The sequence below is a fragment of the Psychrobacter okhotskensis genome (assembly GCF_013248965.1).
Taxonomy (GTDB): Bacteria; Pseudomonadota; Gammaproteobacteria; order Pseudomonadales; family Moraxellaceae; genus Psychrobacter; species Psychrobacter okhotskensis.
The window spans coordinates 49,743-62,556 of the sequence record NZ_JABRVQ010000023.1; the positions used below are offsets into that span (position 1 = coordinate 49,743).

A 12,814-nucleotide genomic window follows, 5' to 3' on the forward strand; every position below is an offset into this window, starting at 1 on the left:
TAGAGGACATTATGAAAGCTCAATCTAAAGTATTCTTAGCAGACACAACCAGACCGATAGCACTCTATAGTAGCGAGCAGGTCTACGCTATGGAGCAAGCGTGGTTCGCAGAAGGTTATAATAGCTTAGGACTAATGAAGCAAGCTGCTTGGCAAATGGCGCAGCATATCGAGCAGCTCTATGAGCAAAAATGTCTACAAGCTCGTGTCTCAGCTAATCATAAAGTTTATCGACGTAATAGTTGTCAGCAACGAGCGAGTATCTGGGTAGGAAAGGGCAACAATGGTGGCGATGGTTGGCTTATTGCCTACTACCTGCAACAGGCAGGCTGGCAAGTACACCTCCTCACAGTCGGCTATACTGCCGATGATCTGGAAACAGACAATCTAATGAATGCCTTCAACAAAGCAGACAAGCACGACGTTGTATCTGATGCTAAGCAAGCGCAACAAATAGCCCTATCTGCCAAGGTGCCTTACCAACGCTTTGAGGATAGTAGGGCCAGTCAAAGTGAGATAAGAGAAACGGACTGGCCAGCTGATATTTATATCGATGCATTGTTTGGTATTGGACTTGACCGTGCACCTGAAGGTGTTTATGAGCAGGCTATTAGCGCCTTTAACAAGATAACGCAACTAAATGATGCTTTAGCAATTGCCGTTGATATCCCGAGTGGCTTAGTGGCTTCTACTGGTCAAGTATTTGAGCGTATTGCTATACATGCTGACGTAACGTTGTGTTTGATTGCCCGTAAATTCGGCTTACATACCAAAGATGGTATGGACTATAGCGGAAAAGTGATTGATATACCGTTAATACCGACTCAGCTCAGCAACTCAGCCGCCACACTGGTAACTGTGGCTCATGCTTTAAATACTCGTCGACAGAACAGCTACAAAGGTAGCTATGGTCACGTCTTGGTCATTGGTGGTAATCGAATTAATGGCTCACAAGGTATGGGCGGCGCAGCCATTCTATCTGCTAGCAGTGTCATGGCGACCGGTGCGGGCAAAATTACTGTGGCTTGTCACGACGCCTTTCATGGCGCCCTATTAACATCATTACCAGATGCAATGACAATCGATTTGCATGATAAAGAAGGGGTGAGGAAATTAATTAAGGAAGCTAGCGTCGTTACCATTGGTATGGGACTGGGACGTGATGAAAAGGCACAAGCACTTTTCATTCATTATGTTCAGGCTGCCATAACAGAGAAGAAGCCACTGGTCATTGATGCTGACGGCCTTTATCATCTGGCATCGTTACAGATGGAGAGTCAGGAGCACGAACTCATCGCTCAGCTGCGACAACACAGTATAGATCATCAGGTTTGTTTGACACCGCATAGCGGTGAAGCGGCTAGATTGCTTGATAAGAAAGTTAGTATTGTAGAAGATGATCGATTGGCAGCTATAAAACAATGTGCTAACACTTATGGCGGTGATTGGGTGCTAAAGGGCGCAGGTTCATTGGTACTGGAGCAAAGCATATTAGAGCAGAAGGGTTCGCAAGCGCATGTTTATGTTTGCGGCTTGGGTAATGCAGGTATGGCAAGCGCTGGCATGGGCGATGTATTGTCTGGGGTGATTGCTGGGATGTTGGCACAACAAGATCTAGAAGACGAAGCGCGCTGCTTGCACCAAGCGGTTCTTCTGCATGCGCTAGCAGGAGACGCTTTGGTGAATGATACTGACCATTACCAGCATAATAGCTCACTACTGATTGGACAGCGCGGGCTACAAGCGCAAGATATGCCAGCAGCCGTTCGTCATGTCATGCAATTGATTACCAATAAAAATTAAGTAGGGTAGTGTGCCGTATTAAATAAAAACTAGGTCGTAGAGCCATTACAATACTGAGTGATGGCTTGTTGCACGCGCTCACGCTTAAGCTCGATTTCGCGACCATCTAAGTATTCACGTTTGCCATCACTATCCATCTCATAGATACGCCCGCCAACGTTTAGATTGGTTAGGTTATTACGCAGTGATTGGCAGCGCTGCGCATTAGCCTGCGCTTCTTGATCCTTAATACGTGCTTCTAGCTGGGCAACGCGCTGTTCTTCTGCACTTTGAGTAGGTGTATTTTGGTTAGCCTCTGTTTTACCCGCTAGCTGACCTGCGTTGTTCTGTCTACCATCGCTACGAAATTCGATCACTTCAATATTTCTACCATCTTGCGGCGAGTGCTGGCTGTACTTCACTTCGCCATGCGTACCAATCGATTTATACACTTGGATAGCATGACTGGCATTCATTGACAGCATTATCATACACGCAGTACTGATACTGATAAGCAGCTTGGCAGGGGTATGTATGGTAGACGTGTATGCCATAGTAGCAATCCTCTTAAGGGGTAAAAAATGAAGGTAGACATTTATTTAAGGGTAGTATTTACATTGATAAATAACAATATGAATACAGTAGCGTTTGATTTTAGCAAATAATGCTTATGAATGTACATTATTTAATAACTAATAGTTAGGGGTGGGTTTTAGAAGTTTTTCTTGACAATAGGACTCAAACCATTGAATATAATAGCAGTTGATTGGTCAGTGAGCGGCTTTTATGATATTGCCGTGGCACTTGAGAATGAGAACTACGGGTTACTTATCGGTAGCTTACGTCGTTTTATTTTCTTTGTGATAATGATATGGCAAAAATGATGATCATAGCGATTATTATTAATAACTGTATATGTTGTCTCCGGACTTATCTGTCTACAATGACTAAGATAAACTTATTATTTGAAATACGCTAAGTGTGGATTTTTGCGGTTGTATTGCTTGCATTAAATGCAAGACAATATTCGGTTATGATATTTTTTATTAGCTTATTATAAGATCGGATGATCTTATGACATAGTATTGGCTATTAGAATTATTTCATGACTTTAGCTATAGCAGCGCCTCTTTTATAAACACTATCGCTCATAAGTAATAAGCCTCTTTTATAGATGCACTCGCATCTTGTCATAGTATATCGATAAACTCCTGTCACAAAACTGACCCCAAATACATTGCTGTGTTTGAGTATTCTCTTGCGTTGTACAATGCAATTACTTAAATATAGTGGGCACACATTCTTGATATGGACAAGGATTGGCAATCATTTTTATAAGACTTAAAATAACGCCCAAACGTGGTTGTTTTCTTTTATAAAATAACGCAAATTCTCGCCGCAAAAAAAGGTGATGACAGTGACGCAAACCACGCAAAGTCCGAATATGACGGGACATACCCAAACAGGTAATGCCGCCAAAAATTTTGAAGAAAAGCAACAACGTCTTGCCGAAGGTAGCAAGCAGCCTGTGATGCTATCTGGTGCTGAGATGCTGGTGCAATCGCTGACGGATGAGGGTGTCAAATATATTTTTGGCTATCCAGGCGGCGCAGTGCTGCACATTTATGACGCGTTGTTTCAGCAAGACAACATCGAACATATTTTAGTGCGTCATGAGCAAGCAGCTGGCCATATGGCTGATGCTTATTCGCGAGTGACCGGCAACACAGGTGTCGTGCTGGCCACGTCAGGTCCTGGTGCTACCAATACAGTAACCGCTATTGCCACCGCCTTCATGGACTCAGTGCCGATGGTCGTGATTTCAGGTCAGGTGCCAAGCAGCCTAATCGGTGAAGATGCGTTCCAAGAAACCGATATGATCGGGGTCTCTCGTCCTATCGTGAAGCATAGCTTTCAAGTACGCCATGCTAGCGAAATCCCAATGATCGTCAAAAAAGCCTTTTTTATTGCGCAGTCTGGTCGTCCAGGTCCTGTCGTCATTGACGTACCAAAAGATATGACCGCGCCTAGCGAAAAATATGCCTACGAGTACCCAGATGAGGTGTTTATACGTTCGTACCAGCCTTCAGTGAAAGGGCATGGCGGCCAAATTAAAAAAGCGGTTGAGACCTTATTATCAGCGCAGCGTCCTGTTATCTATGCTGGCGGTGGCGTGATTTGGAGTAAAGCCCACAAAGAGCTGACCGAACTTGCACATCGTCTAAACTTGCCAGTGACCAATACGCTAATGGGTTTGGGAACATTCCCTGGCTCTGATCGTCAGTTCTTGGGCATGCTTGGTATGCATGGTACTTATGAAGCCAACATGAGCATGCATCATGCAGATGTTATTTTGGCAGTTGGTGCGCGTTTTGATGACCGTGTCACTAATAATGTCAAAAAATTCTGCCCGAATGCGACCATCATTCATATCGATATCGATCCAGCTTCTATCTCCAAGACTATTTTTGCCCATATTCCTATCGTTGGTGACGTAAAATCAGTACTTACAGATATGTTGGAAATTATCGGCGAAGATAAAGAGTTGGAGCAGCATGCCTTACTAGACTGGTGGGCACAGATTAATGAATGGCGTAAGCGTCATGGTCTGCGTTATGACACCAGCACTGACAATGGCATCAAGCCCCAAGCGGTCGTTCAAGCACTAGATAAAGTGACCAACAGCAACGCTATTATCACCAGTGACGTTGGTCAGCATCAGATGTTTGCCGCGCTTTACTACACCTATTTAGAGCCGGGTCAATGGCTCAATTCGGGTGGTTTAGGTACGATGGGTGTTGGCTTACCGTATGCGATGGCAGCCAAACTTGCCAATCCAGATCGCGATGTGGTTTGTATTACTGGCGAAGGCTCTATTCAGATGAATATCCAAGAGCTATCGACGTGCTTACAGTACAATCTACCGGTCAAAATATTGAACCTAAATAACGCGCAGTTGGGTATGGTGAAACAGTGGCAAGACATGCTGTATGAGGGTCGTCATGCGTCATCTTATATGAATTCATTACCAGACTTTGTCAAGCTAGCTGAAAGTTATGGTCATGTTGGTATCAAGATTACTGATCCTACCACCATGGAAGCACAGATTGCAGAAGCCATGGCAATGAAAGACAAGCTGGTATTTATTGACGTTTATGTCGATCGTAATGAGCATGTATATCCAATGCAAATCGCTGGACAGACGATGCGTGATATGTGGTTAACCAAAGGGGAGCGTACCTAATGCAACAACAACATCTGATTTCGGTATTGATGGAAAACGAAGCGGGTTCGTTGTCGCGGTTAGTCGGCTTGTTCTCACAACGTGGCTATAATATCGAAACCTTAAACGTCGCCCCAACAGAAGATCCGAGTATTTCGCGTCTGACGTTAACCACCATTACTTCCCCTGAAAGAATTGAGCAGATCACCAAGCAATTGCATAAATTGATTGAAGTGGTTAAAGTGCTTAATCTATCAGACACCGTTCACGTTGAGCGTGAGTTAATGCTAGTCAAAGTTCGCGCAACGGGTAGCGTACGTGAAGAGATCAAACGCAGCGCAGATATTTTCCGTGCACAAATTGTTGACGTCAATGCCAATCTCTATACGATTCAGATCGTTGGCGATACGGCTAAGCTGGATGGTTTTATCGATACTATCGGCCGAGAACGTGTCTTAGAAGTGGTACGTTCGGGTGTGATTGGTATTGCACGTGGAGAAAAAACACTGAGTATTTAATACGCTTAGTGGCTGAGCAACGGAATAGTTAATCAAAATCATTTTAGTTATAATCTATCTACCATTAACATAACGCTTATGTTAGTGACCATTTTACGATAATGGCTACTGCATAAGCGTTTACTATCCATGGCACGCCATGATTGAGGAAAAGGACTCTATTTATGAACGTTTATTATGATAAAGATTGCGATCTATCGATTATCCAAGGCAAAAAAGTTGCGATTATTGGTTACGGTTCACAAGGCCATGCACACGCACTTAACCTACAAGATTCAGACGTCGATGTGACTGTTGGTCTACGCGCGAACTCAAGCTCATGGAAAAAGGCGGAAAACGCTGGTCTAAAAGTTGCTGAAGTGGCTGATGCAGTTAAAGCTGCTGACGTGGTTATGATTTTGACCCCTGATGAGTTCCAAAAAGAGCTTTATAACAACGAGATTGAGCCTAACATCAAAGAAGGGGCTACGTTAGCTTTTGCTCATGGTTTCGCGATTCATTATAACCAAGTCGTTCCTCGCAGCGATCTTAACGTTATCATGGTTGCGCCTAAAGCACCTGGTCACACCGTTCGTAACGAATTCACCAAAGGCGGCGGTATTCCAGATTTGATCGCTATCTATCAAGATGCTTCAGGTCAAGCCAAGCAATTAGCTTTGTCTTACGCAGCTGGTGTTGGTGGTGGTCGTTCAGGTATCATCGAAACCACGTTCAAAGATGAAACTGAAACCGATCTATTTGGCGAGCAGGCCGTTCTTTGTGGTGGTGCTGTTGAGCTAGTAAAAATGGGTTTTGAAACGCTAACAGAAGCGGGCTATGCGCCAGAAATGGCTTACTTTGAGTGTTTGCACGAGCTTAAGCTTATCGTAGACCTCATGTATGAAGGCGGTATCGCTGACATGAACTACTCAATCAGTAACAACGCTGAATATGGCGAATATGTGACTGGTCCTGAAGTCATCAATGAGCAATCACGTGAAGCTATGCGTAATGCGCTAAAACGCATCCAATCTGGCGAATACGCAAAAATGTTCATCAGTGAAGGCGCAACCAACTATCCATCAATGACGGCTCGTCGTCGTAACAACGCTGAGCATCAAATCGAAGTGACTGGTGCTAAATTGCGCGGCATGATGCCTTGGATTGGCGGCAACAAAATCATCGATAAAGACAAAAACTAAGTCAATACTTATGATGGTAAGGCTTAATAAGTCTTAACAGACCCCGTGTTATCAAGTGATAGCACGGGGTTTTTATTGCTATCAGCAGTGCGTGATGGTTCGATATTACCTTTCACTCATTATAGCGGTTGAAAACCAGTAACCCACACCCAATGTAGGCAAGCGTCGGTTCAGTTACCTGACTATGTCGGTGACTATTTCTCTTCTTATTTTTTCCATAGATTACAGGTTGTATGTTGTGCAAATATCTTTTCCAGACTGGCTAACGCCGCAATTCGTGTATATTACTCTTAGTGCTGTCGTGGCTGTTTTGATTTGGATCGAAGGTGAGATGCTCAAAGGCACCGATGGCAAGCTGCCACAATCTAAGTTTTTTCAAATCAGCTCACTGCTAGACACTTCATGGTTTTTTATCTCTGTGGTAATGTTATATGTGATCGATCTAACGCCTTTGGCGGTTGCAGTGCCTGCCGCATACGGGATTTATACGGTGTTTGGTTGGGTTTACGGCACCAAATTGTTAAAGCGTAAAGGTATCCCAGATTCACCCAAAGATTTGGTCATACCAACTAAATATATCGCGTATAGCCAATCGTTTTCTTTGATATTTTTTGCCCTTTGCTTACTGGTGTTGACCTCACCATGGCTACCTATAGCACAGTAAATGTATGCAAAAAGTGATAGGATCTAATTTTTATTATTGAATATATATAACAAGAATATTGAAATTGAAAGTAATAAACAGGGTCTAGAAGAGATAACGAGCCATTAAAGTACGGTGCTAAATGGTGATTAAAGGCTTCTTATATTGTTTACAAAACTCTGTAATTTAATATGTTGCAGTCAAAAAAAACTGTTATAATCAAGCTGTACTCAATGGATTTGAGGCAAAAAACATAAGCTATCTTCTTGATATATTATGAGTTTGAGCCGCCGCATTCAGCAAAAGATCTAGAGTATATATCAATTAATCGGTGATGACACACGTCTCGCCAACAGTTAAAGAGTCAGGAAAATTTATGTCAGATAAAGTTGAAGGCACTGTAAAGTGGTTTAATGAAGCTAAAGGTTTTGGTTTTATCGCTCAAGACAATGGCGGACAAGACGTATTCGCTCACTACAGCGCTATCCAAGGTGGTGGTTTCAAAACCCTAGCTGAAGGCCAAAAAGTATCTTTCATCTTAGGTGATGGCAAAAAAGGCCCACAAGCTGAGCAAATCGAAGCCATCTAATTTTAACGGCTGTTGAGTATCACTGTTAACAGTATTCTCGGCAATGTTAATCTTAATAAGATGTACAGATTTCTTTGTTTGTTAAAAAAATAAAAATACTGTTTAGACTTTAAAAAAAAGCAACCTCTCATCAGGTTGCTTTTTTTATGCTTAAGTTATTGATTTCTATATTCATTTTTAAGTAAGGCGCTATATTGGTAGCCGTTTTGGTAGCCAGTAGCTTTATTTTTTGGCTATTGGTAGCCGTAGGGTGGTGTAATTGTTCAGGACTTCGCAAGCGGTGACCGCTGAGGTCTGCATATTTTTACGTCCGCAAAATTAAAAGTTTAGCTATTGCTCTTTGCTTTAACCTCTTTTAACTTTGTTAACACAGCCACTTAAGTTAATTGTAGCTATTAGGCTATGACCTGTAAGGGTTTAGCTATGCTTTGGGGTATTAACCTCTTTTTGAAACGCTTTTTATTTTGCGCGTGTGAATGGTGGCGGTGTCCTCTGTCGATACGCTCAACACTAAAAATAGCGCCCCCCTCGATACCTGTCCGAAAACTAGCACACTCTGTCAGGTTTGCGAGCGTCAACGGTTCGGACAATGATGCTTATCGGCTGCACCTCGTTATCATCAGTAACGCCCTTATCTAGCCCTAGCAGCTTTGCTTTTGACATGGTAGCAGCAACCATAGCAGACGCTTGCCCATTAACCTTAGCGGTCAATCTAGCATCGTCTAGCTCAGTCATCAGGTCATCAATACTCATTTTCATTCTTTACCCCATAATATCTTTATAGGTGATCGCTGCTTGCTCAGATGACAGCTCATTCATCAGCTCGCTAATGGTCTGCACGTCATCAGCATGAACGTCTTTGACGACTGGCTTATCGAGTCCTAGCAGCTTTGCTGTCGTAACAGTCGCTTGTATCATGGCGGTGGGCTTGCGTTCCTCTATTGCCATTTGCCTAGCCTGTTCTAACTGATCTAGTAAGTCATCTAGCGTTAATCTGCTCATTATCTCAATACTCATCTTCTAACCTTTTACTAATAGCGAGCGCTACCTCAGGCGTTAATGGTTCAGGCGATACACCCGTGATATTAAAAACGACTGACTCATCATTGTTTGCCGTTACGTCTTTAATCGGCTTATCCAGTCCTAGTAACTTCGCTTGTGCAATAGTAGCGACTACTAGCGCGTTTGGGTTGTGGTCATCTATCGCCATTTGCTTAGCGAGCTGTAAATCTTGCATTAAGTCGTTAAGGTCAGGTAATCGCATTTAATCCCTCAGTGAGTGCAATTTAGTTTATCTAGTGTTTGCTGCCAAACTTGAGCGCTAAGCTTGTCATGCTCGTTTACTAACCTATCAAACGTCTTTGAGTGCATGTAACGCGGTTTAGCTCCTACTCCATGAATAACGCCTTGTTGCCAACCTAAACGCACTCTAATCTCACTTATACGGCTAAACACTCTATCTATCGGTTGCTGCAACTGACTGCCATAAGGTGCATTTATGCAATGTCTGCAAACGTATAACCCAGCACAATATAAAACACTGACACGCTTGCTACACTGAGGGCATAGCCACCAGTAGCGATAACCGCCATAATGGCATGATGTTTTTGTTAGCTGAATAGAGTATTGATAAGGTTTGTTGCGGTGGGTATAGCTGACTTCGATATATTTAGCGTTACCTTGTTTAAGCTGCTCACGATAACGTGAGATAGGTAATTTTAAATAATCGTTTAAGCTGTGAGTGGTGGCAATGGCTGGCATGATGATCTCTAATTGTTATCTAAATCATTAAGCAATCTATAACCTTGATTATATCATGGATTAATTTATACACGCCTAAACCTTTAGTTATTGCTATAGGCTTCGATACTGCACTGCACTAACTAAATGACAAGCAATAAAAGAGCAGGCTATTTTTTGACAACCTCCCGCATAGTAGCACTGCCGAAACTCCCAAAAAGCCATAAAGAAAGCCAACATTAAAGTAAGAACTTGTAGGCATAGAAAATACCAGCTTTCCATAGATAATTTAATTTATGTTAATATGTAGCCAATTATTTGCGTTGACATTTTCAATAAGATTAAAGAAGGAAATATGAGAGATTCAATTTTATTTGTTGGTGACTCACTAACTGAAAACCATGAAGGCTCAACATACACATCGACATTAATAAAGCGATTAAGCCCACAATACGGAGGAATGAAACAATTCGATTACCTACCCTTAACTACTTCTCATACTAAGATGATGGGATATAACAATCAAATTTCAGTTAGCCGTACGCGTCCTGATACTATGATTCACATGTGGGGAACGTCTGATCATCGGTGGGATCAGTCACCATACAAATACTCACCTGACGGAAAAGGTTTTTTTGCTGACGCATCAGACCGGCAGCAGATTTATGTTAAAACAAAAGAATTGCTTAAAATTACTAAAGTCAGATTATTCTATCTCAAACAACCTAACGGATGCACATTCTCATTTGGCTATTCTGCACAAGTAGCAGGCCATCGTGTTCTCGTTAATACTGAGTCCTCAACTGAGGAACTTGCCATCATCGAAATTGATGCTGCAAACATAAGTGAAAAACTAGTCATAGCATTAGATGGTAAAGGCAAAAAATTTGCTGCTTATGGTATCCAATTTGTGGATGACTCAGAAGAAAAGGGCTTGACATATAACGTATTTGCTCGAGGAGGATCAACACTACAAGAACATAACCAACTTACTAGTATTGAAATGTATTACCGATGCATTATGCCCACAATAGCTATTCTTAATCTTGGCACTAATGATGCTTTACGAGAATCCAGTCAACTTCCTGCAATAGAGTTTAAGGAACAGTTACAGATATGGATTGATAGAATTCGTAACGTATGTCCGGATATAAAAATCTTTATTGTCGAGCCTAACAAGTCATCTATTTATGCTATCGCTGAAAAAGATGATAAAAGAGGATTATTGTTTCCTCAATACGCTGAAGTTAGAAAACAAATAGTTGATGAGAATATTTATATAGAATATATAGATTTACCTACATTGATAGGAGACTATGATTACTTTTTAAGTAAAGGTTGGATGCATGATGTACTCCATCCTAATAAGCAAGGTAAATTGCAAATTGCAAATGCTATATATCCTTATTTAGGAACTGATTGCGATAATATAGGCTACAATACTATTATACAAGAACCCGTTACTCCTATTTCTTTTTTGGATGTCAAAAGCGAAATAGATGGAAAGTGGACGCCATCGGCAAGATATGTCATTAAAAACCAGAATGTAAAAATATTTAGTGTAAGCAGACTAGCTACTACTTGAAAGTTTTTTATTACTTTAGTTTATAGATAATTTAAGATTCTTAATCACTATATAGGACATATATTAAAAGATAGTTATAAGCATTAAAACAAATATAGAAGAGGGCACTATTTTTCAATAACGCCCAGATATTGCACTGCCAAAACTGACATAACCTCGAAAAGTCATAAAAAAATGTGAAGTTTGTATAGGAAATACCAATTTCCCCTAGGATTTTATGTGTCTTTGACAATACATCATAAATGATTAAACTTAGGGTAACATATAGCCAATTATTTGCGTTGACATTTTCAATAAGATTAAAGAAGGAAATATGAGAGATTCAATTTTATTTGTTGGTGACTCACTAACAGAACACATGGAAAAACTAAGTTACACCACACCACTCATTAAGCGATTAGCACCTATGTATGGTGGTATGGGTGACTTTGGATATCTCTCTCTGAGTGCAACGCACACTAAGATGTTTGCGTCAGATCAACAAGTCGTAGTCACACGAACCTCACCTGAAACAGTTATCCATATGTGGGGTAATTCTGATCGCAAATGGGGTATATCACCTTATAAGTATTCTCCAGATGGGCAGGGGTTTTTAGTTCAAAAATCAAATGCTGAAACTATTTTTGTAAGCACAAAAAGACCACTTAAATGTACAAAAGTTAGGCTATTTTATCTAAAACAACCAGGTGGATGTAAGTTTGGCTTTGGATTTTCAAGTCAAAAGGCATCAGAGCGGATATTAATTCATACTGACTCTAAGGTGGAGCAATTATCAGTTATCGAGATTGATACTGAATATTTGTCAGAGAAACTGGTAATACAATTAGATAGGTCTGGCGGTAAGTTTGCCGCTTACGGTGTGCAGTTTGTAGATGAAAATCGTGAAAATGGTATAACCTATAACGTGCTTGCACGTAGTGGTGTGGCTTTATGTGAGCATAACGAACTTGTTAGCATTGAGACTTATTATAAGCATTTAGAACCAACCATTGCTGTTATAAATATCGGTACAAATGATGGGGTACGAGCTACAGGTAAGCAATCACCAGTTGAGTTTTTTGAAAACTTACAAATATGGATTGATAGATTGCGTAGTGTCTGCCCTAATTGTCGCATCTATATAGTTGAGCCTAACCACCCTGAGTACTATGAGAAATTAGATCATCCACTTGGTATTCTATTAAAGAAATACACTCTGGTGCGAAAAGCTATAGTAGAAGAGAATAAAAATATATTTTATATTGATATTCCTACTTATACGGGTAATTATTTGCGCTATAAAACATCTAATTGGATGTATGATGGAGTTCATCCTAACGCTGTGGGTAAGGTCGTTATCGCAAATGCCACCTTTGACTACATGATGAGTGTAGGTAGCTCACTAAGCTACGATACTGTTAATTCAAATAGCGAGTAATTAAATAGTCAAGTATGCGCAAAAGTGGGAGTTTCCCAAACTTTGTGTAACTGCTTATAATCCACTAACCGGAGAATAAGCAATGACTACTCAATCTGACATTAAAAAACTGGCCGAGCAAATGGCTGGTAGCATGA

General features: G+C 41.2%; 14 protein-coding genes. 9 read left to right on the forward strand and 5 right to left on the reverse strand.

Annotated elements, in window-relative coordinates; genetic code table 11:
• Positions 1–11: 11 nt before the first annotated feature.
• Positions 12–1,802, forward strand: coding sequence for an NAD(P)H-hydrate dehydratase (locus HQR03_RS11245; RefSeq protein WP_173240221.1), 1,791 nt, complete (start codon positions 12–14; stop codon positions 1,800–1,802).
• A gap of 29 nt (positions 1,803–1,831) precedes the next feature.
• Here HQR03_RS11245 and HQR03_RS11250 read toward each other — a convergent pair whose 3' ends face one another.
• The gene (locus HQR03_RS11250; RefSeq protein WP_173240222.1) at positions 1,832–2,335 is read right to left on the reverse strand and encodes a DUF4124 domain-containing protein; all 504 of its coding nucleotides are present in this window, start codon (positions 2,333–2,335) and stop codon (positions 1,832–1,834) included.
• 192 nt (positions 2,336–2,527) lie between these two features.
• On the opposite strand from HQR03_RS11250, the gene HQR03_RS11255 reads away from it, so the two are divergent.
• The 6 genes from HQR03_RS11255 (at position 2,528) to HQR03_RS11280 (ending at position 7,935) form a co-directional block, all read left to right on the forward strand.
• A complete protein-coding gene (locus HQR03_RS11255; RefSeq protein ID WP_157824073.1) occupies positions 2,528–2,665 on the forward strand; it encodes a hypothetical protein in 138 nt (45 codons plus the stop codon).
• 647 nt (positions 2,666–3,312) lie between these two features.
• The gene (locus HQR03_RS11260) at positions 3,313–5,025 is read left to right on the forward strand and encodes an acetolactate synthase 3 large subunit (protein ID WP_201577114.1); all 1,713 of its coding nucleotides are present in this window, start codon (positions 3,313–3,315) and stop codon (positions 5,023–5,025) included.
• On the forward strand, positions 5,025–5,522 hold the full coding sequence (gene ilvN / locus HQR03_RS11265) for an acetolactate synthase small subunit (protein ID WP_025652207.1): 498 nt from the start codon (positions 5,025–5,027) through the stop codon (positions 5,520–5,522). Before HQR03_RS11260 ends, ilvN begins: the two co-directional genes overlap by 1 nt.
• Before the next feature lie 164 nt (positions 5,523–5,686).
• Complete coding sequence (gene ilvC, locus HQR03_RS11270) at positions 5,687–6,703, forward strand: ketol-acid reductoisomerase (protein ID WP_010196778.1); 1,017 nt, start codon at positions 5,687–5,689, stop codon at positions 6,701–6,703.
• Between the two features lie 238 nt (positions 6,704–6,941).
• Entirely contained in the window at positions 6,942–7,367 is a 426-nt protein-coding gene (locus tag HQR03_RS11275; protein WP_173240224.1) for a hypothetical protein, read from the forward strand.
• A 355-nt stretch (positions 7,368–7,722) separates the two neighbouring features.
• Entirely contained in the window at positions 7,723–7,935 is a 213-nt protein-coding gene (locus HQR03_RS11280; protein ID WP_010196799.1) for a cold-shock protein, read from the forward strand.
• Positions 7,936–8,481: 546 nt separating this feature from the next.
• On the opposite strand, the gene HQR03_RS11285 is transcribed toward HQR03_RS11280, so the two are convergent.
• The 4 genes from HQR03_RS11285 to HQR03_RS11300 are packed head-to-tail and all read right to left on the reverse strand — an operon-like array spanning position 8,482 to position 9,696.
• Entirely contained in the window at positions 8,482–8,688 is a 207-nt protein-coding gene (locus HQR03_RS11285) for a hypothetical protein (protein ID WP_173240225.1), read from the reverse strand.
• Between the two features lie 9 nt (positions 8,689–8,697).
• Positions 8,698–8,952 carry a hypothetical protein gene (locus tag HQR03_RS11290; RefSeq protein ID WP_173240226.1) on the reverse strand — a complete coding sequence of 85 codons (255 nt, stop codon included), beginning with the start codon at positions 8,950–8,952 and terminating at the stop codon, positions 8,698–8,700.
• A complete protein-coding gene (locus HQR03_RS11295) occupies positions 8,942–9,199 on the reverse strand; it encodes a hypothetical protein (RefSeq protein ID WP_173240227.1) in 258 nt (85 codons plus the stop codon). Before HQR03_RS11295 ends, HQR03_RS11290 begins: the two co-directional genes overlap by 11 nt.
• An 8-nt stretch (positions 9,200–9,207) precedes the next feature.
• A complete protein-coding gene (locus tag HQR03_RS11300) occupies positions 9,208–9,696 on the reverse strand; it encodes a hypothetical protein (RefSeq protein ID WP_173240228.1) in 489 nt (162 codons plus the stop codon).
• 334 nt (positions 9,697–10,030) lie between these two features.
• Here HQR03_RS11300 and HQR03_RS11305 point away from each other — a divergent pair, with 334 nt between their 5' ends.
• A complete protein-coding gene (locus HQR03_RS11305; RefSeq protein ID WP_173240229.1) occupies positions 10,031–11,260 on the forward strand; it encodes an SGNH/GDSL hydrolase family protein in 1,230 nt (409 codons plus the stop codon).
• 313 nt (positions 11,261–11,573) lie between these two features.
• Entirely contained in the window at positions 11,574–12,677 is a 1,104-nt protein-coding gene (locus tag HQR03_RS11310; protein WP_173240230.1) for an SGNH/GDSL hydrolase family protein, read from the forward strand.
• Positions 12,678–12,814 lie beyond the last annotated feature (137 nt).